This window comes from Streptomyces sp. NPDC002853 (assembly GCF_053591915.1).
This window is the reverse complement of the sequence record NZ_JBSFUS010000002.1, coordinates 87,079-105,888: the sequence shown is the minus strand read 5'-3', so window position 1 is coordinate 105,888 and position 18,810 is coordinate 87,079. Positions and strand designations below refer to the sequence as shown.

18 protein-coding genes are annotated in these 18,810 nt (G+C 68.8%); 15 read left to right on the top strand and 3 right to left on the bottom strand.

From position 1 onward, the window contains the following. Positions 1-135: 135 nt before the first annotated feature. The 4 genes from ACWD02_RS04940 (at position 136) to ACWD02_RS04925 (ending at position 3,953) form a co-directional block, all read left to right on the top strand. Positions 136-732, top strand: coding sequence for a helix-turn-helix domain-containing protein (locus ACWD02_RS04940; protein WP_451204557.1), 597 nt, complete (start codon positions 136-138; stop codon positions 730-732). A gap of 26 nt (positions 733-758) precedes the next feature. Continuing rightward, entirely contained in the window at positions 759-2,873 is a 2,115-nt protein-coding gene (locus tag ACWD02_RS04935; protein WP_451204555.1) for a hypothetical protein, read from the top strand. Continuing rightward, a complete protein-coding gene (locus ACWD02_RS04930) occupies positions 2,873-3,598 on the top strand; it encodes a helix-turn-helix domain containing protein (RefSeq protein ID WP_451204553.1) in 726 nt (241 codons plus the stop codon). Before ACWD02_RS04935 ends, ACWD02_RS04930 begins: the two co-directional genes overlap by 1 nt. A gap of 136 nt (positions 3,599-3,734) precedes the next feature. Then, the gene (locus ACWD02_RS04925) at positions 3,735-3,953 is read left to right on the top strand and encodes a DUF6207 family protein (protein ID WP_451204551.1); all 219 of its coding nucleotides are present in this window, start codon (positions 3,735-3,737) and stop codon (positions 3,951-3,953) included. 119 nt (positions 3,954-4,072) lie between these two features. On the opposite strand, the gene ACWD02_RS04920 is transcribed toward ACWD02_RS04925, so the two are convergent. Next, positions 4,073-4,264, bottom strand: a complete 192-nt coding sequence (locus tag ACWD02_RS04920) for a hypothetical protein (protein WP_451204549.1) — start codon at positions 4,262-4,264, stop codon at positions 4,073-4,075. 225 nt (positions 4,265-4,489) lie between these two features. Here ACWD02_RS04920 and ACWD02_RS04915 point away from each other — a divergent pair, with 225 nt between their 5' ends. The 4 genes from ACWD02_RS04915 to ACWD02_RS04900 all read left to right on the top strand — a co-directional run bounded on the left by ACWD02_RS04915 (position 4,490) and on the right by ACWD02_RS04900 (position 10,437). Further along, positions 4,490-5,323: an RNA polymerase sigma factor gene (locus ACWD02_RS04915; protein ID WP_451204547.1), complete on the top strand. Its 834-nt coding sequence runs from the start codon at positions 4,490-4,492 to the stop codon at positions 5,321-5,323. Between the two features lie 20 nt (positions 5,324-5,343). After that, on the top strand, positions 5,344-7,314 hold the full coding sequence (locus ACWD02_RS04910) for an SsgA family sporulation/cell division regulator (protein ID WP_451204546.1): 1,971 nt from the start codon (positions 5,344-5,346) through the stop codon (positions 7,312-7,314). 192 nt (positions 7,315-7,506) lie between these two features. Next, on the top strand, positions 7,507-8,676 hold the full coding sequence (locus ACWD02_RS04905) for a hypothetical protein (protein ID WP_451204545.1): 1,170 nt from the start codon (positions 7,507-7,509) through the stop codon (positions 8,674-8,676). Between the two features lie 282 nt (positions 8,677-8,958). Continuing rightward, the gene (locus ACWD02_RS04900; protein WP_451204543.1) at positions 8,959-10,437 is read left to right on the top strand and encodes a zinc-ribbon domain-containing protein; all 1,479 of its coding nucleotides are present in this window, start codon (positions 8,959-8,961) and stop codon (positions 10,435-10,437) included. Between the two features lie 733 nt (positions 10,438-11,170). Here ACWD02_RS04900 and ACWD02_RS04895 read toward each other — a convergent pair. Continuing rightward, positions 11,171-11,590, bottom strand: coding sequence for an ATP-binding protein (locus tag ACWD02_RS04895; protein ID WP_451205845.1), 420 nt, complete (start codon positions 11,588-11,590; stop codon positions 11,171-11,173). Between the two features lie 682 nt (positions 11,591-12,272). Here ACWD02_RS04895 and ACWD02_RS04890 point away from each other — a divergent pair. The 3 genes from ACWD02_RS04890 (at position 12,273) to ACWD02_RS04880 (ending at position 14,235) form a co-directional block, all read left to right on the top strand. Then, positions 12,273-12,587: a helix-turn-helix transcriptional regulator gene (locus tag ACWD02_RS04890; RefSeq protein ID WP_451204541.1), complete on the top strand. Its 315-nt coding sequence runs from the start codon at positions 12,273-12,275 to the stop codon at positions 12,585-12,587. A gap of 11 nt (positions 12,588-12,598) precedes the next feature. After that, the gene (locus ACWD02_RS04885) at positions 12,599-13,006 is read left to right on the top strand and encodes an STAS domain-containing protein (protein ID WP_451204539.1); all 408 of its coding nucleotides are present in this window, start codon (positions 12,599-12,601) and stop codon (positions 13,004-13,006) included. Between the two features lie 875 nt (positions 13,007-13,881). After that, entirely contained in the window at positions 13,882-14,235 is a 354-nt protein-coding gene (locus tag ACWD02_RS04880; RefSeq protein WP_451204537.1) for an ANTAR domain-containing protein, read from the top strand. A 158-nt stretch (positions 14,236-14,393) separates the two neighbouring features. Here ACWD02_RS04880 and ACWD02_RS04875 read toward each other — a convergent pair whose 3' ends face one another. After that, complete coding sequence (locus ACWD02_RS04875; protein WP_451204536.1) at positions 14,394-14,957, bottom strand: hypothetical protein; 564 nt, start codon at positions 14,955-14,957, stop codon at positions 14,394-14,396. 606 nt (positions 14,958-15,563) lie between these two features. Between ACWD02_RS04875 and ACWD02_RS04870 the strand changes: the two genes are divergently transcribed. The 4 genes from ACWD02_RS04870 to ACWD02_RS04855 all read left to right on the top strand — a co-directional run bounded on the left by ACWD02_RS04870 (position 15,564) and on the right by ACWD02_RS04855 (position 18,809). Next, on the top strand, positions 15,564-15,818 hold the full coding sequence (locus tag ACWD02_RS04870) for a helix-turn-helix transcriptional regulator (protein ID WP_451204534.1): 255 nt from the start codon (positions 15,564-15,566) through the stop codon (positions 15,816-15,818). Positions 15,819-15,994: 176 nt separating this feature from the next. Next, entirely contained in the window at positions 15,995-16,867 is an 873-nt protein-coding gene (locus tag ACWD02_RS04865; protein ID WP_451204532.1) for a DUF6083 domain-containing protein, read from the top strand. Beyond that, positions 16,864-17,334 carry a hypothetical protein gene (locus ACWD02_RS04860; RefSeq protein WP_451204530.1) on the top strand — a complete coding sequence of 157 codons (471 nt, stop codon included), beginning with the start codon at positions 16,864-16,866 and terminating at the stop codon, positions 17,332-17,334. The genes ACWD02_RS04865 and ACWD02_RS04860 overlap by 4 nt, the downstream gene beginning before the upstream one ends. Continuing rightward, complete coding sequence (locus ACWD02_RS04855; RefSeq protein ID WP_451205842.1) at positions 17,331-18,809, top strand: UvrD-helicase domain-containing protein; 1,479 nt, start codon at positions 17,331-17,333, stop codon at positions 18,807-18,809. Before ACWD02_RS04860 ends, ACWD02_RS04855 begins: the two co-directional genes overlap by 4 nt. The last annotated feature ends 1 nt before the right edge of the window (position 18,810 follow it).

Sequence of the window (18,810 nt, the reverse complement as noted above, 5' to 3'; positions counted from 1 at the left end):
GGCGCGCCCTGTGGTGCGACCGCAGGCCAAACCTGGCACAGGCCTCTCCTCTTTGACACCCTGTCACCTCACACCTATTGTCAAGTAACATCAAATATCTGATGCAACTTGCGTTGATGGAGAAGAGAGGCAGAGGTGCTGCTGACCACCGGCCAGGCGGCCCGGGAACTGGGCTGCGCCATCACCACCCTGCGCCGTCTGATCCATGCCGGGCTGCTCCCCGGTCTCACCCGCCACGGCGTGCGCGTGATGATCCCGCTCCACACCGTGCAGAGCCTCGCCTCCCGCAGCCCCGCGCCCCTGTACCACCTGGAGGCGGACGAGATCGCGGTGCTGCGTGTGGACGCCGCCCGACAGGTCACCGAGAACGACCGCGACTGGACCGGCTTCGCCACAACCCTGCCTCCCGAGACGTTGCTCAAGGCGCTGCGCGGCTGGTGGCGTTGCGACGCCGCGAGTGTCGCCGCAGGGGGTGTCCTGCCCGTCACCGTCGCCGGATACGTCGTGGCCGTGCTGACCGGGCTGGAGCACTGGGAGAACAACACCCAGGGACGGCGCGCCTTCCCACACGCCCGGCTGGCCGGATACGTCAGCGACCTGGCCGCCCCGGCCAAAACACTGACCGCGACCGCCGCGGGGGAGCGGCGGCTTGCCGACCGCCTGCTCGGCACCCGCCTGCCCTCCCACTCCAGCGGGCCCATCGCCTACGTCGCCACCCGCCCCACCGGCTGACCCGCCGCCCGAAGCCAAGGACTCTGATGGACGCACAGAGCTACAACGCCGCGCTCGCCGAACTGCGCACCGTGCGGGACGACATCAAGAAGACCCGGGCAGCGCTCGCCAAACTGGAGGCCGAACGCGACAAGCGGATCACTCGCCTGGCTGCCCACGGCAAGGCCAAGGCCGAACGCATCGCCCCGGCCGCCGGACTGAGCCTGGCCGAGATCGTCGCCCGCGCCCCGGACCTGGCCCCGCAGACCCTGGCCGTCCCTGCACCGGAGCCCGCGGCGCCCGCCGAACCCGAACCAGAGGCGGCCCCTGCGCCAGAAACCGCCCCGCAGCCGCACGTGCCCCAGCCCGCCGCCCCGCCGACGGCAAGTCCGCCCGCCCAAGCCCCGCAGCCCACCATGTCGAAGGCAACCGCTCCGCACGTGCCCAAGGCCGCGCTCGTACGGGAGGACGAGCCGCGCACCCTGCCCGCCATCCCCTACGGCGAGGCGGGCGAGGCTTGGTTCACTCACACCAAGAACCTGGCCTCCACCCGCCCCAACTTCACCCAGCAGGCCCGCTCCACCGTCTTCCTCGACACCGACACCGGCGTCCTGGTCCACCGCGACCAGACCCACCGCCTCGAGCTCGGCTCGAGGTCGGCCGCCGAGATCCTCACCGCCGTCTTCAACGCGGTGCCCGCCGGGGCGGAGCGCATCTACATCACCGGCGGTGCCCCCTGGCACCGCGACGTCGAGCGCTACCCCTACCTGCGCGACGCGGTCGCGGCCTGGCTGAACGCCCCCACGCCGGGCTGGCGCACCGACACCGGCCGCGGCAAGGACCGCATGGCCGGACACTTCGTCCACCCCCGCCACCCTGTCGCCCGCTACCAGCGCGAGAACGCCGAACAGTACGTCGAGATCCGCTCGATGGAAGAGTGGTTCGACCTGCAGGGCGACGAACCGGCCGTAGCCCGCGACGCGTTCGTCCTGCTGTGGCAGGCACTGCGCCGCCACTTCGACGACGCCGTCGTCATGGGATCGCCCTCCCAGACCGGACGCGACCTGTGGACCCGCACCATCCCCGCCCGCGGCCAGCACGCCGAGGGCTACCCCGTCCTCTCCGAAGAACTGCGCGGCCTGCTGCACGCCACCGCCGGCCAGGGCCGCACCGAACTGATCACCCCGCCCCGCGTGCCCGAGCAGCTACCCCAACTGGTGGAGTACGACCGCACCTTCGCCTACGCCAAGCACACCTGGAAGTCCCCGGTCGGCACCCCCCGGCGCATCACCGCCCACACCTTCGCCTCCTGGTCCCACAAAGAACAGACCAAGGCCCTGTACAGCTGCGGCCACTGGCAGGTGCGCGTCACCGTCCCCGACACCTGGAACCACGTCGGGATCCTGCCCGCAGCCGCCCCCGGCGACCGCGCCTGGCACTACCCCAGCACGCCGGGCACCACGTTCACCACCTGGGCCGGCGGACCCGAAATCCACACCGCCCTGTCCAACCCCATCCAGCCATGGAAGATCGAAATCCTCGATGGCATCCTCTGGGACGACGGCAAACCCCTGGACGACTGGGCCAAAAAACTCAAAGAAGCCTGGACCAACCTCACCACCCAGTCCCACTTCCACACCGACCCCGCACAGGCCCGCGCCGCCCACCTCGCCTCCCGCGCCGTGCGCGCCATCCTCCTGTACGGCATCGGCTCCTTCGCCCAACGCCCCCGCATGGTCACCGGCACCACACCCCGCACCCTGGAGCGCGAGGTGCCCCCGGACGCCGAAATCATCGGCTTCGACGACGAGCAGATCACCTGGCAAAAGCCCACCGGCTTTGCCCGCGACCCCAACGCCCACCCCGAATGGGCCGCTGCCATCTGGTCCGGAGCCCGCGCCGCCCTGCTCAGCCAGCGCCACCGCGAACAGGACACCTACGCCGGAGCCCTGCACACGCCGCCCGGCAGCGTCATCGCCTTCCGCACCGACGCCCTCTACCTCACCAGCACCCACAACTGGCCCTACCAGCACCAACCCGGCGACTACCTCATGAAAGGCCACCTCACCGGCCCCCTGCCCGCACCCACCAGCGAAGAAGAACTCCTGGCCCTGCGCGATAACGGGCGCGCCGCCCTCACCCAGACCACCACGGGGGCCTGATGCCACCGAGCAACCGCCGCCCCGCCCCGGCCCGTCCGGCGCCGGAGCTCAACGAAGCCGCCCAACTCGCCGACCAACTCCAGGCCGCCGGCTACACCAAACGCGACATCGCCCGCATCATCAACCGCGACGCCTCCCTGGTCTCCCAGTTCTACACAAAACACAAAGGCGCCGCCTTCGTCCCCGCCCTCAACCAGGTCCTGGCCGCCGTGCAGAGCGGCCACATCAGCGAAGTATCCGCCCTCGCCGCCCTCGCCGCCCCCCACGTCACCCGCCGCACCACCGCCTCCGGCGCCCGCGCCCGAGTCCGCGCCAAAGCCGTCTTGATCACCCCCACCGGCACCGGCACCGGCCGCGTCGCCGCCCAGGCCATCGCCTCCGGCTCCACCCGCCTGCGCCCCCTGATCGCCGAAGCCGCCCGCCAAAACCTGAAGTTGGCCTTCACCGTCCGCCTGGCCAAAACCGGCTACGTGCACCCCTCCGGCAGCCGAACCGACTCACCCGGCATCCGCCGCGACGTCATCCAGCGCGCCGACCACAGCGAGGAACGCTCCTACGGTTCGGCGCAGACCGGCGGCTTCGACGCCGCCGACTTCGCCCACCGGGTCGACGCCGCGGGCGGCGACGTCACCGCCGCCGTCCACCAGTGGCTCGTCGACAGCGGGCGCATCCATCCCGACGCCCACATCACCCACCTCGAGGTGCGCACCTGGCGCCCCCGCTGACGAGACGACGACACGCCTCGCTGCCGCGGCCCTGCAAGACCCGCAGAGCGACCGCGGTGCAGCTGGCGAGTTCTCGGACGGGTGAACCGTTCGGCGGAGGCGAACTGCCCACGCCAGGGCGGGCGTCAGCAAGACCATGAACTACCACCCGGCACACCTGACCCAGCCCGGACTGGCCCGCATCACCGTCGAGGCCGCGGACGAGGAAACCGCGCTCGCCGTGGCACATCGCCTGATCGCCTGTCACAACCTCACCGGGGCCTCGGCCCCCTTCCGGGTACCGGGCCAGGAGGGTGCGTGCGTGCGCCTGTACGGCGATGCAGTCCCGCTTTCTCTTGCGACGGTCGACGAATAGACCCGGCGCCGCTCCGCCAGGACCGCTCCGGTCCGCTCGCCGGGCACGCCTGCGGAGACGGTAGTGGTGCCCCACGCAGCCGCGCGGCGCCACCACGACGAGGCCTTCCTCTGCGGCTGTCAGGCGATGATCGTGTTGAAGAACAGCACGCCGGTGACGAACGCCCCGCCTGCGGCGAGGAGCCCACTGGCCAGGGCTCCTCCGGCGAGGACAGTCAAAACTGCCGCGGCGGCCGCGGCCAGGACACCGAGCAGCAAAATGACCGCCGCACGCTGGCTGAGCAGCGAGGACTGCACGTTGGGCTGAGGCACCGTCAACTCCGTTGCGAGGTAGGGGATGCGCCCGTTACTCCGGGTGCGTCTGGTGCTGGAGGTATAGGCGGGCAGCACCCCGCTCACCCCCTGTGACGTGAGTCACTCTCTGTTGTCGAAAGTTTTCCCGGAAAGGCCGGGGGGAGGATCGCCCGCCGCGTCTAAGACATAGGTGATGCGGCCCGCACGGGGGTCGCGTGCTGCTGCGGATGCTAGGGAGCGGATGTGCCGGAAGCGCTCGACGACGGCGAGAACACGGCCCGCCCCGCTTCGGGTCCGCCCGAAGCGCAGGACGGAGAGCTGACGCCGGGCAATCTGGCGCTCCTGGACCGCGACCTCGGCGGCGACGAGGACGAGGTGACCAGCCGCCAGCGCCGCAGCTTGGACAGCAAGATCGTCGATCGGCTGCGTGCCGACGGCTTTCAGGGCCCGCGGTACCAGAAGGTCGTCAACCGCCTGTCGGAGTACGGCTACCACACGATGACCAAGTGGACCGCGAGCGGAGAGATCTTCCGCAAAGCCCGCCAGGCCGGCCGCCCCGTGCCCACTGACAAGATCACCCTGACGTGGACGGGAGAGGACCGCCACGGGGTTGCCGTCGACAGCGTCCTTGGAGGCTTGAACGTCTTCCGCGCATACGGGCTCGTCGAAGGACGTTGGAGTGCCCAGGGCGGCGCGAGCCTGGACACCTACTTCATCGGCGCGGTCATCCGCGCCTTCCCCCGCGTCTACATCCGCTGGTACGACACCCATCAACAGGGACAGGCCGAGCTGGAGCACGCCACGGGCGAGGTGTTCTCCCTCGTCCCCGACCAGCGGGCCACCGACCCGATCCACATCGCCGAGACCCACGACTACATCAACCGCCTTCTGCCTCTGGTGACCAGCCCTCAGGTCCGCGAGGCCCTGGGATGGCGGGCCCTGGGCTACACCCAGGCCCAGGCGGCCCAGCGGGTCGGACTGACAGAAAAAGCCCTCGAGCGCCGCATCAGCCGACTGCGCGACCGGCTCACCCAGCAGGTGCGCCAGCTCGAACCGGGAGAGGGCGGTACGCGATGAACAGCAGGAGTGAAGGAGCCATGGACAACGCCACCGCCACGGCCGACGACGACTTCGATGCCCTCCTGGAAGCCTCCAGCCTCGGAGCCCCGCGTGTGCTGGCCGCACTGGGCACCGCAACCCCCCAGACCCGCCGCCGTTTCGAACACGCCGCCCGCCACCCCCAGACCAGCGGCCAAGAGCTTGTGCCCACCACCCTCAACAGCATCTTCGATGACCGTGTCCACACGCCTGACCGTGCGGCCCGTCCCGCATCGGAACCGGAGAGTGAGCCGGACAGGCCCGCCACCCCGGCCCAGACGGTCGGGTCGGCAAAGACAGTCACCTATCTCCGCCTCTTTCACCAGGCCTGCAGCACGGCCGCCGAGGCGAGCAGCGTTGCGCAGCCCACGTCTGTCCTTGACTACTACAGGGCGCTGGATCGAAGCGCACCCGCTGACCCGCTGCCGCGCATCGAAGTGCTCCCGCGCACCGATCTGATCGACCAATGCCGCAGGGCCTTGGAACAGAGGCGACCCACCGCATCTGAGGAAGCACACCCCTGGTCCACCTCCATGCAGGCCTACTTGGCCGCGTTCCTTGCGCTGCGCACCCATACGCCGCGCTCCGCGTCCATGCCGCTCACCCGCCTGCGGCGACACGCCTGCATCCTGGAGCAGGACATTGACGCCGACCTCGGCGGACCGGGGCAGCTCGCCACGTCCTTCGCGGCCCGGCCGGGACGGGGCGCGCCGACGCACGCGTGGCCGCCCGGCGCTGCCGGCCTCGGCCGAACTCCCCGGCAGGAGCGAGCAGCACTATGGATCGCCGCAACAACAGGACAGCGACCGCACGGCACCCTCCCACGTCTGTGGGAAGGGCTGGAGGAACTCCAAGGACTGATCGCCCGCTTGGAACGGCTCGCCCACCCAAGCATGCAGCAAGCACAGCGATCCCCCTTCACCCTGGCGTCACGCCTGCCACGGGTGACGGTCATCGTCTCTGAGCACCTCGCCTCCCAGCTCCGTCTGACAACACACACCGCCAGCCGTCAACCGTGGGAGAGGAAGCAGCGCACCGTGCCCGCACAGGACGGGCCGAGAAACCTGCAAGCCCTGAGTCAGTTCTGGGAAGCGCAGCGCACCCTGATCGACCCTCTGCCCGCGGCCTATCTCCCGCCACTACCATCATGGCTAACACAGCCTCAACACAGTGCGCCGGAAATACTGTTGCAGTGGTGGCTGCTGAAAGCAGCACTCGCAGACACGGTGCTGGGCAGGGACCGCAGGTGGCTGACAGACGAGGCGTGCCGAGCGGAGACGCCTCCAGCACCGTGGCCTGCCGCTGCGACCCGTTCGTGGGGACATGCGCTGGCCGCGCCCTGCCCGGACACACCAGCGAAGCCACCGAAGGTCATCTGGAGCCCAGGCCACGGCAGACCGCATGCTCAACACACTCCCCCCGAAACAGGGCCGGCCCAGCCACGCCCGGATAGGAACGGCGCCAGGGAACCAAGGCCGGAGGCCCACACACAAACCATCCGCATGAAGATCGGAGCGTTGCTCCACCTCAAGGGCCAGGAGGGCAGCACGTGGCCGCTGACCACACGCCTCAGCTATCGGGCAACGGACCCCTACGCGGTCGAGGCCGTCTTCGAACCAGGGGACGCCAACGTCAACTGGACCTTTGCCCGAGACCTACTGAGCCAGGGCTTGCACACAGCGACGGGTGACGGAGACGTGACGGTCTGGCCCAGCACTGCCCCCAGCGCATGCCCCCAAAGCGCAACGGGGGAGGGAGATGAGAGCGACGGCGCACGCACCTATGTCGAACTCAAACCGCCCTCAGGGACAGCACTGCTGTCCCTGCCCCGCGCTCGCGTAGAGGAGTTCTTGAACCAAACCTTCAGCCTCGTGCCACCGGGCACCGAACATGCCCACACCGGCTCCAGCCTGCTCGACCTGGAGACGCGCCTGCACCAGCTCGCCGCCCACCCTGGAGGCTGCGACTGATCTCGTCAGAACGGGGGCCGTTGCCCACAACGTCGCCGGCGTGCCGGGCCAACAAGATGCAAGAGATGGGCAGGCCGCCGGAAGCAGGGCAAGGGCGTGGGGCCTCGCCGCGCTCCGTCCGGCCGTACGCGACACTAGCTCGACCAGAGCGCCTGATCGCCGATACGGTCCGGCTGTCACGGGGCTATCTGGATGAGCGCCGAACGCTGCCTGATGGAGCGTGAGCTGGGGGTTGCTCACTTTGATTTAAGGGAAACGCAGGCCATGACGACAAGTACCTCGCCGGGCAATGACATCGCTCTTGGCCTCATCGCGCAGGACCTGATGTTCCTGCGACGCGCCATGCAAGGCGCCGTCGAGGCCGGTGATCGGGCCATCGTTCCCCTGATGTGCATGTACAACTACAGCTGCCTCATGGTCCACGAGTCCCATCGGGCGTTGCGGGCGATCGAGCCAGACCTCGCCCAGACCCTCGTGTACGACTGCGCCGATGTCATCGAGCGCGCGCGTCACTCGGTGAAGCTCTTCGACGACACGCAGAAGAAACTGCCCGCCATCGGTGCGGACTTCGGACGTATCATCGGGGCCCATCGCGCAGAGTTCCTGGGCAACACCTGGCTGCCTCTGACGCGTCCGCTAAAAACGGACCTCGCCCTGTGGCGCTACCAGGGCAGAGTCATCTCGACCTCGCACGTCATGAACTTCTTCATGTCCTTCTCGCCCAGCCAAATCCACGACCCTCCCAGCCTTGGCCGCGAACTCCGCACCGTCGCATCCGAAATAGCGAGATACACGGCAGCAGCCACGGGCGAACTGGACTGGACAGGCACGTCCTTCATGGAAGTGATATCGAAGAATGGCCCGACGGCCCAGGACGTGCGCGCAAAGAAGACCTATCAGAAGTCCTTTGACCCCGCCTTCCCCGAAGAGATCAAAGCTGCTCTGACAGCATTCACATGCGCGCTCAACGTGGCCGACGTGCTCCTCGCGGACGAGACCAACGGGCAGTCCGACGCCACCGTCGTGAAGCTGCGCTACGTCACACTGCATCACACCCTCTCGAGTCTGACTAAACTCGCCAGCACCTACGGTTCGCAGCTTCGGCCCTCCACACGCCAGACATTGGAAGCCATCCTCACCGCGCCGATGAGCCTGAAAGTCATCCAGGCGAACCCGCAATTCCGTAACACGCTCGTCCATTACCGGCCTGACGGCCGCGTGCGGGACCAGCTGTCCCTTGACGCCCCGCTCTTTGGCCTGGTCGGCGCCTACTTCGGAGAAGACTTCACCTCCTTCACCGCAGGGCTTGCACAGCATGTGAGGTGCGTAGCTCAGCAAATGCAAGGTTGGTCGAACTGGTGACGGCCCGACGGCAGCCGTACGACGCATGAACCCCTCACTGGTTGCTGGAACACCACTGTCCGGCCTGCACGCACCAAGACCTTGCCGGGCCGACCACCCGGTTGCCCCCGCTGGAGGACTGACGGCGCTCCTAGCGCGCTGCAGCGGCCCAACTGCGGACAGCCAACGCCACTGTCGGTGGCGGGGCTTAACGTCACATCCATGACATCCCCGCCGCGCCCCGCAGGACCCCACAAGGCAAAAGCGCCCAGAGGCACTAGCCTCAGGCTGGCCGCACCGCACGTGGCCGAAGAGTGGCATCCCACCCGCAACGGCAACCTCACACCGGACTTGGTCACCTCAGGGACGAGCCGCAAGGCATGGTGGCTCGGCTCGTGCGGCCACGAGTGGCAGGCGACGATCTACAGCAGGAGCAGTGGATGCGGATGCCCCTACTGCGGGAGCCGGAAAGTCGGATACGGCAACGACCTGTCAGCGCGGTTTCCCAAGGTGGCTGGCGAATGGCATCCCACCCGCAACGGCGACGTGCGACCTGATGGGATCGCCCCCAGGTCAAACCGGAAAGCCTGGTGGCTGGGTTCGTGCGGCCACGAGTGGCAGGCCGTGGTGGCGAACCGCACGGCAAGGCACTCGGGATGCCCCTATTGCGCCAATCAGAAGGTCGGGTACGGCAACGACCTCGCCACCCGGTACCCCGAACTCGCGGCACAGTGGCACCCCACCCGCAACAGCGGCCTGACACCGGGCACGATCCCATACGGGGCGCGGCGCAATGTCTGGTGGCGCTGTGCCGACGGCCATGAATGGCGAGCCATGGTCTTCAAGCGATCCGCAGGAAGCTCGTGCGACCGGTGCAAGCTCACCGGCGTGTCTGAAGTCGAGTTGCGAGCTTTCACCGAACTCCACCACGTGCTCGACGGCCACCTAGAGCCGATCAGGTGTGATGTGCGTCTGGAAACGCCCAACAGGCAGCGTCTACGGGTGGACATGATCCTCGGCGACATTGCAGTGGAGTTCGACGGCTCCTACTGGCACAAGGACATGGAAACCCGCGACCGAGAGAAGACGCGGCTGCTGCAACGCGCCGGCTACCAAGTGATCAGAGTTCGTGAGCACCCGTTGCCCCTGACCGGCACCAGCGACACCACGGCGCCAAGAGCCGCCAAGCCCTTCGACGTAGCAGCGGCGGTGCTGCAGAAGATGATCGACGAAGGCTTCCTCCCAGAGGCCGCGGCCAGGGTAGCGGCCGCGACGTACATCACCGGGTCCCAACTCGTCGCCCAGGACGAAGCAGACCGCGCCGTCAACGCACTGCGTGCTCGGGACCGCGGGGAAAGATCCCTCGCTGCGCAAGTCCCCCTCATCGCCGGACAGTGGCACCCGCACCGAAACGGTGACCTCACCCCCACGCAGGTCACGGCGAACTCCGGCAAAGAAGTGTGGTGGCTGTGCGGCGTCGGACACGCATTCCGCGCCAAGATTGACCAGCGTGTCGGGAAGGGAACCGGATGCGGCTTCTGCTCCGGCCGCTACGTCACCGAGGCCACCTCCCTCGCAGCACGGAGACCGGACCTGGCCGCACAGTGGCATCCGACGCTCAACGGGGACCTTCTGCCAACGCACGTTACGCCGCATACCCGGCGCGTGGTGTGGTGGCTGTGCGCGCAGGGACATGCTGCCGAAGACTCTGTGAACAACCGGAGCAAGGGCATGGTCTGCCAGCATTGCCCCCGGTCACGCAGAAGCCGGAGCATCTCCTGACCACATGCTTTTCCAATCTCGTTGACTGCGCCGCGAAGAGGAGATCACGCGTACCGGCAGAGCCAACGGAAGACTCGGGCGACGACATCAGCGGCATCTGCGGTGGCCGGCAGGCGCCGCTTCACCTATGCCTCCACATCTTGCAGTGGTGGGGCGGGGGGGGCATGCTGCGCATGCGGCCATCCCTCGCCGCGCCCGGACGCCGCCCCGGCCCCGGTGGTGGAGCCGGAGGGCGCCCTCGCCGATGACGGCCAGGACCTGGTCCTCCAGGACCTCACACGGGAGCGGGTCCTGGACTGGACGTGGCAGAGGCTGGCAGTTCTGCGATCGGAGGGCCAGCGAATCATGCAGCAGGCCGAAGGCCGGCCATCGCCTGACGATGAACGTGAGTCCGGATCGCCACCACCTGCGTGAAGCTCTGCGTTGGCGTGCAGGGGGTAGTCCGGTTTGCCACGTGCGCTAGCCGCATCCGGGCTGCCGTGGCGGCTGGCGTCCTACGCAGTGCGCAGCCCGTGTCCTTCCGGCAGCCGCTTGCGTTGGTGGTGGTGACGCGTGCGCTGGTTTGGCTCCCCATGGCGGGCCGGTGCCGTCCGCGGTCCCGATTCCTGCCCGGCCCCGGGGCCGCGTCAGCTTGCCCACGCATACGAAGGCCCTGATCGCTGTGGAGAGGTCAGGCTTCGAAGCTGTGAGGCGTGTTCCGCTACCGGCCGGGGTGCACGGGTCCGCCGGATGTTCACAGCAGGTGGTCGGCCGGGTTTTCGCCGGGGTCGTCGGCCAGCATGATGCCGGCCTTGACGCGCTTGCCCACCGGTTCGCCGCGGATCTCGAAGCTGCGGCACAGCGCGTTGACGATCTCCAGCCCGTGCTGCCCGCTCCGGCGCGGGTTGGCGGCGCGGGCTGCCGGCAGCGACGGGTCGCTGTCCCACACGCTGATCTGCACGGCGCCGCCGGTGACCTCCAGGTCGAGCAGGCACGGGCCGGGCGCGTACTTGTACGCGTTGGTGACCAGCTCGCTGACCACGAGCGGCACCGTGCCCATCGTGCGCTCGGACACGGGCAGGCCGTGTGCGGCCTGCACCTGGGTCATGAAATGGCGGGCCGTGTGGCGGGCCTCGGCGACCGGTTCGCTGCCCTCAAAAGCGCGGGCCGACATTATCGGGCGACCGGCTGGTTGCGACTGGTTCTCGTTTTCGTGCACCACAGGGCCCACACCGCCACCCTCGTCCTGAGTTACCCGGTTTACAGCGCCCGGATGCCCCCCATACGTCGTGGCACACCCGGCGTTCTCCGCAGGAGGCACAAGTAGCCGCGCCTGCGGGCCCCTCAGCCTCCCGCAGCGCCGGGGCCGCTGACCGCGTCGCCCAGGCATCACAACCCGCTGGCGTCGATCGCACCGGTACGCGGCATCCAAGATCCCCGCGGTACCAGCGGGTCAACAACGGCCGGGGTGCCGGAGGTTTGACGCCTATCGGCACGGAGGGGAGGCTGCTGGGATGACAGTGACTGTGCTGGAACTCCTGAACGGCTCCGACGGCCAGCACTCTGCTTTGCACCTGCGCGGAGAGGTAGCACCTTCGCGCGGGGACCGAGGGGGAGCCTCGGTCCCCGAGCCCCGGTCGCCGCATAGGTGCGGCGGCCGGACCCTTCTCGGCTTCCCCGGCAAGGGGGCGGCATGTTCGCAAAACCGGCGCATTCTCCCGCCGCGTCCTGCGGCACGGCAAAAGCGACGACTTCCGCCTGCGTGATACGCGAAGATATGCGAGAGAGAGTTCCGGCATCGCCGGACTGGTGTCCGCGCGATTGGCGTCGGCAGGCGGGGAGGGGCGCTGAGGACCATGGTCAGCGAAGCCGGAGAGTGGACGTTCTTGACCAACCATGCGCGGGTGCTGTTGGCCATCGCGCGGGGCCCTGCGGTGCCGCTGCGGCAAGTGGCAGCTGTCTGTCGGATCTCCGAGCGCACCGCTCAGGCGGTCGTGGCCGATCTGGAACAGGCGGGTTATCTGCACCGGCGGCGGGTGGGGCGGTGCAATCAGTACTCGCTGCGCTTGGATCAAATGTTCCGGCATCCCGCTGAGGCCGGGATCTCGGTGCGTGCCCTGGTGGAGCTCTTCGACGACCGAAAAGCGGGCACTGCCCCGCCTGCGGGCTGATGGGGGAAGCCATGCTCATTCAGGAGGACAAGGACAAGGACAAGGACAAGGACAAGGACAAGGACAAGGACAAGGACAAGGACAAGGACACCGACCCCCGGCTGGTGCTCCGTCCCGTGCATACGGGCCCGTCCGTGATGCTGCTATGCCTGTCCGGCGAGCTGGATCCCGGAACCATCGTCCTGCTGCGCGAGATGGCCGAGCATCTGGCATCACGCCGTCGCGACGATCACCGCCGGCTGCTGCTGGACCTGTCCGCCCTCACCTACTGCGACGACGGGGGACTGTTCGCCCTGCTGGGCATCTGCCAAGCCCTGGGCGAGGTCGGCATTGCGGTCGCCATCCCCTGGACCGGACCCATCACCGACGCCGCCATTGAACAGGCAGGCCTGCAATACCGGCTGCCGCTGCGGGCTTAACTGGCTCTGACCAAAGCGCTTGGTCATGTAACCGGTGTCTTGTTGTCTGGTTGATCTCGTTATGGGAAATCGTCAGTCGCGGCCGTGGATCGCCTCGGACGAACTGTGGCCACGCAGCGAGCCGTTACTGCCCGGTCCTGCTCCGAAGCTGGTCGAGGGAAGACCGCTGTAGGCGCGCTGAAAAGTGGAGCGGTATCGGACGCTTTGCTACTAACGCGTGTCGCAACATTCCATGATCATTGTGGAGTGTTGATGGCGAGGCGGGGACGCAAGCGCAGACTGGAGCTCGAGGCCGAGTTCTGACGCCTTTTGGCGGCTGGGGTGGGCAGCGTCGAGGCGTGCAGGTAACTGGGGATCGGGCGCAAGGCGGGTTACCGGCGGCGGGCGGAGAATGGTGGCCTGCAACGCGACTACCCTCCGGAAGCCTCGCGTTCGGGCCGGTATTTGTCGCTCGCCTGCTCGCGGTCCGGGCCCACCTCCTGGAGCAGCTGGACAACCTTGACGCAGCAGCCCACACCTACCGCGAGACGGGCCCGACGTCGGGCGGCTGTGTCGTGCCGGGGTGACGGGGGTGTGGGCCGCGATACTGGTCTTCGCCGCGGACCTGTCGTCGCTGCGGTGCGGGCGATGACCGTGACCGGTGGCTGAACTCCCATCCGCCCCCGGACGCGGGACGCGAACGCCTTGCGGGACGCTTCCTCCCGGTGCCTTCCGCAAGGCACCGCGCTTGACTCCAGAGCGCGGCCCGTCGCCTGAGGCCTCTGCCCGCCGCTGTGGCGGCGAGCTTGAGGGTGGGGTCGGCTGGGGAGGTTGCCTCCATCAAGATCGTCCGGGATTCTGGAACGAAAACCGTCCCCAGACCCTGGAGGGCTCGCGTGTCGACCGACGCCGATAGCAGCGCCGCGAGCAACGCTCCGTCCGGCCGGGAGGCCGAGACCGTGGTGGAGTTGCAAGACGAGGTCGAGCAGCTGAAGCAGGCGGTGTGGGCGCATGCAACGGTTGATCAGGCGATCGGCGTTGTTGTCGTACTCGGCCAACTGAGCCCCGATGAAGCCTGGAACGTCATCCGCCAGGTGTCGATGCGTACGAACACGAAACTGCGGGAGGTTGCGCAGCAAATCGTCACCTGGGGGCGCACAGGGGCCCTGGATGACGTTTTGAGTCACGAGCTGCGGGGCCAAATCAGACAGCAGCAAGGGCCGGCTGTGGGGCCAGGAGGCGAGCAATGACCTGCTCCACAAAACCGGCTCAGTGCGCCGTCCGTACCCGGCGTTGAGCCTGCAAACTGTCCTCCGCTGTTGAGCCAGAGCCACTACTCGTATATGCCACGTGATCCTTTCTCTCGCCAACTTGGCCTGTCGGAGGCGGAGCCATGGGTGAACCGTGCTCAGGCGGGGCTGCAGGGGAGTGTCCAGCTGACTTCATTTGTCTCAAGGTCCAGCTGCCAGGCCATGAGTCCACCGGTGCTGGTGAGTTGGTCGAGGAGATCTTTGAGTGAGTCAGTATCGGCTGTGCACAACCGGGCGAGGTCGTCGATGTCGGCGCTGCCGCTGCCGGTCTGGGTGTGAACAGAAACGGCCAGGGCCGCCAACTGCACGGAAGGCGGGGTTCTGTTTCGGGTGGTCAGCGGGACGGGGTGCAGTGCCCAGTGGGCGGCGCGTGCCCGTTCTTCCCGTCCTGGTGCTTGGGCGAGGACGGCGGCGTCCAGAAGCTGTGCCTGCCTGCGTCCAAACTGGCGATCGGCGCAGCGCAGCCAGCCGGCGTGTTCGAGCTCGTGCCAGGGGGCTGCGTTAGAGGCCAGGCGCATGCCGCGCAAGAAACCCTCCGGCAGGCCGACGTGCCCGTGACTGTCGGCGCGCAGTGCACACTGCAGGGCGAGAAGGCGGGCGGTGGGAGAGGAGAAGCGGGGCAGTGCCGCGGCCAGGTAGGTGAGCATCTCCTTGACCCGCATGCGCTCATCCGCCCCGGATGGCCGGGAGACGAGGCGGCGCGGCCGGCGCGAGGTCTTGTGAGTTCGGCCGGAGGCGGGAAGCAGGGCGTCGGGCACTACGGCGGCCTGTGGGGTCGCCCCCGCGCAGGCCGCGCAGGCATCGGCCAGACGCCACAGACGGCCACCGTGAGTGCGCGTGAGGACCAACAGCACTGTGCCGGCGCAGCCGCGGTGGCGTGGATGCCACCGGCAGCCCCGCTCGTGGCACTGACAGGTCCGCAGATGCGGCGCCAGTACGTCGCGGCGGGCATGCTGCGCAAGATGAGCCAGCGCCGCTGATCGCGCCGAGCCCGCCGCAACGGGACGCGGGCCACGGAGGCAGTGCGGGCACACCAGTACCGGGCCGCCCGCTTCGGGCCGTAGCTCCACCGTCCACATCCGCCGCACCCCCACGTGCGTTGTGCAGAGCCTCATCGGGTGCGCTCCTCCCGCCTTATCCGTGCCGACGTCGGATGACGACCGCACACGCTAGTGCAGACCCCTGCCCTGTCGCGGAGTCGACGACCTGCCGAAATAGGGCAGAGGTCTGCACTGACAGGGCGGGGTGCTGCACCTTCGGATGGTGGGGTGACGATCTTCCCGCCCGACCCGAACCTCACCGCGCTGCGCCTGGAGCTGGCACGCCTGAGGGCCGAGCGGGGATGGTCGTATGACGAACTGGCGGACCGCAGCGGCCTGGCCCGGCGCACCCTCATCGAGGTCGAACAAGGGCGCACCATCGGCAGCCTGAAGACCTGGCACGCTCTCGCCCACGCCTTCGCTGTCCCCGTCGATCAGCTGCTGGGCACCCTTTGTCAAGACCACAACCCGCCTGAGGCCTGAGGCTGCGGGCCCGCTGCGGCCACCCGCTGACGGCGCGAGCACGCCACCTGAACGGGTCACCGCAATAGAACGAACACTCGCCGCCTCGCACAGGTGCTGGCATCAGCTGAGCCATTCGCGGGACAGACCTCCCGCGAGCCCCGCGTCCGCGGCGCGCCGCCTGACACGTTGCCTTCATGTGCCCCCACCCCCCACCCACGGCCCGACGCTGGGACGGCAGCCCACTCGGCCCCCGCCGCCACCGCTCGCTGCGCGTATCCACAACCAGTCCCAGCCGCCTGCTGCGCACCGGACAGACCAGCCGCTGCCGCGCGTGCGGCAACCGCATCGAGTGGTACCAGCGCGACAACCACCGTCCCATCAGCCTGCACCCAGCCGAATTCCCCGCCGCCACGGTGCCCGCCTCCTGCCGCTGGCACCTGAGCTGCGGCATCGCCCACCGCCACGCCGACGGCAGCGCATGGTGCCGCCTCCCGCACGCCGTCCTGTGCCCCCGCCGCACCCCCACCTCCCGCCTCACGCCCCGGATTGCCGAGGCTCGCCGACAACTCGCCGTGCACACCCGCACCCTGATCGACACCGGCCGGTTCACCCCACCACCGACGCCCCCACCTACACCACCGAAAGCCTTCGCGGCCTGTTCCGCCACCCGGCCCGTCGTCCAGTTCCTCTACACCCGCTACCTCGCCGCACACCCTCTCGAGTCCATCCAGTGCGTGGCCCAGACCCGCACCCGCCACCGCTGCCCCCACCCCGTCCTCGACGCCACCGCCCCCTCCGGCACCTGGACCCTCCTGCCCGCCAACCCCGGGCAAGGACAACTTGCCCTGCCCGGCGGGCTCATGGCCGTCTACGACCTCACCCACCTGCCCTACACCGAGCAGCTGCGCTGGCGCGCCCAACGCTGCACCACCCACGCCGGCGCACCCGGCGCCGCCGACCTCGCCCTGACCCAATGGCAGGCCTTCGACCCCCTGATCCACCACCCCCACATCAGTCCCCACCTGCCCAAAACCGCCCCCAACAGCCGCCGCGGGGCCAGGCCGTGACGCACCACGCCCTGGAGATCACCCTGACCCGAGTACTCACTGAGGCTGAGCTCCACCAGGCCGCACGCACGATGCCGCTGGCCACCAACCACGACGCCACCCGACTCATGGCCCTCGTCCACGCCAAGACCCCCCAGCGGGCGCTGCACCGCCTGCGCAGCCGACTCGACTCCCTGCTGCCCGTCGACGTGATCAGCACCCACTACCCCGACGCCCAGAACCACACCCTGCTCAACATCGTCTTCCCGCCCGCCGTACACGACAGCATCCGCCGGGCGGCCAGGGCGCACGGCCAAGCCCCGCACACCTTCGTCGAGCAGACGCTAGGCCAGGCCACGGCCCGACAGGCCCGGCAAGAAGCCGACTACCTCGACCTCACCCTGCACGCCCTGCTCGCCCGCACATCCACGCCACAACTCCTGGCAGCCCTCGGACGCGCCCTCACCACCGGAGCACCCCCGTGCTGAACCCCACCGACGAACAGACCGCAGCCGCCGACGTCTTCCGCGCTGGCAACCACCTGGTCCTCCAGGCCGGCGCCGGCACCGGCAAAACCACCACCCTGGCCCTGCTCGCCAAATCCACCCCACGCCGTGGCCGCTACCTCGCCTACAACCGGGCCATCGCCCAGGACGCCGCCACGCGTTTCCCGTCCACGGTCACCTGCAAGACCGCCCACTCGATGGCCTACGCCGCCATCGGCCACCGCTATCACCGCCGCCTGAACGCTCCCCGACGCCCCGGCTGGCAGACCGGCCAGGCCCTGGGCATCACCAAAACCATCCGCCTCGGCGAACGCGACCTGACCCCCACCGCCCTCTCCTACGCCACCCTGCGCACCGTCACCCACTTCTGCCACTCCGCCGACCCCACCCTCACGCGCCACCACGTCCCCCGCCTGCGCGGCCTGGAAGACCCCGGCTACCACCGCGAACTCGCCGCCCACATCCTCCCGTTCGCCCAAAGAGCCTGGGCCGACCTACAGCATCCCGACGACGGCGCCGTCCGCTTCGACCACGACCACTACCTCAAACTCTGGTCCCTGACCTCCCCGAAGATCCACGCCGACTTCCTGCTCCTGGACGAGGCCCAGGACACCAACCCCGTCGTCGAGCACATCTTCAACAGCCAGCGCGACCACGCCCAGCTGGTCATGGTCGGCGACTCCGCCCAGGCCATCTACCAATGGCGCGGTGCCAAGGACGTCATGGCCACCTTCGACGGCACGCAACTGGCCCTGTCCCAGTCCTTCCGCTTCGGACCTCACCTCGCCGCAGAGGCCAACCGATGGCTGGTCCTGGCCGACGCCCCCCTCCGCCTGAGCGGCACCCCGCAGGTACCCACCGAACTCGGCCCCGTGGAACGGCCCGACGCAGTCCTGTGCCGCACCAACGTCGGCGCCATGACCCAGGTCATGCACCTCCTGGCTGCCGGACTCGAAGTCGCTCTGGCCGGGGGCGGAGCCAGCCTGCGCGCCCTGGCCCAGGCCGCCGGCGACCTCAAGGAAGGCCGCCGCACCCACCACCCCGAACTCGTCCTCTTCCCCACCTGGGGAGACTTGCAGGACTACGCCGCCCACGACCCCGCAGGACGCGACCTGCAGCCCCTGGTCGACCTGGTCGACACCCACGGTACCGACACCATCCTCGCCGCCGTCGCCCAACTCGCTCCCGAACAGGCCGCCGAGGTAACCGTCTCCACCGCACACAAAGCCAAAGGACGCGAATGGGCACGCGTGAAAATCGCTGAGGACTTTACGCCGCCCAAGGACAGCGACGAGCGCGATGCGACGGGTAACCCTGTGCCCGGTCCGGTCGACGACGCCGAAGCACGCCTCGCCTATGTCGCCGTCACCCGCACGCGTACCCGACTCGACATCGGAGGACTGGCCTGGATCAACAACCATTCTGCTGGCCTGCTGCCTTGCGCAGCGGTCGGCTAGT

What these genes read in the sequence shown, in the direction of transcription:
- ACWD02_RS04895 (WP_451205845.1), bottom strand. Translation starts at nt 11,590, where the DNA reads ATGTCGGCCCGCGCTTTTGAGGGCAGCGAACCGGTCGCCGAGGCCCGC.
- ACWD02_RS04885 (WP_451204539.1), top strand. Translation starts at nt 12,599, where the DNA reads ATGCTCATTCAGGAGGACAAGGACAAGGACAAGGACAAGGACAAGGAC.
- ACWD02_RS04865 (WP_451204532.1), top strand. Translation starts at nt 15,995, where the DNA reads ATGTGCCCCCACCCCCCACCCACGGCCCGACGCTGGGACGGCAGCCCA.
- ACWD02_RS04935 (WP_451204555.1), top strand. Translation starts at nt 759, where the DNA reads ATGGACGCACAGAGCTACAACGCCGCGCTCGCCGAACTGCGCACCGTG.
- ACWD02_RS04910 (WP_451204546.1), top strand. Translation starts at nt 5,344, where the DNA reads ATGGACAACGCCACCGCCACGGCCGACGACGACTTCGATGCCCTCCTG.
- ACWD02_RS04930 (WP_451204553.1), top strand. Translation starts at nt 2,873, where the DNA reads ATGCCACCGAGCAACCGCCGCCCCGCCCCGGCCCGTCCGGCGCCGGAG.
- ACWD02_RS04905 (WP_451204545.1), top strand. Translation starts at nt 7,507, where the DNA reads ATGAGCGCCGAACGCTGCCTGATGGAGCGTGAGCTGGGGGTTGCTCAC.
- ACWD02_RS04925 (WP_451204551.1), top strand. Translation starts at nt 3,735, where the DNA reads ATGAACTACCACCCGGCACACCTGACCCAGCCCGGACTGGCCCGCATC.
- ACWD02_RS04875 (WP_451204536.1), bottom strand. Translation starts at nt 14,957, where the DNA reads ATGCGGGTCAAGGAGATGCTCACCTACCTGGCCGCGGCACTGCCCCGC.
- ACWD02_RS04890 (WP_451204541.1), top strand. Translation starts at nt 12,273, where the DNA reads ATGGTCAGCGAAGCCGGAGAGTGGACGTTCTTGACCAACCATGCGCGG.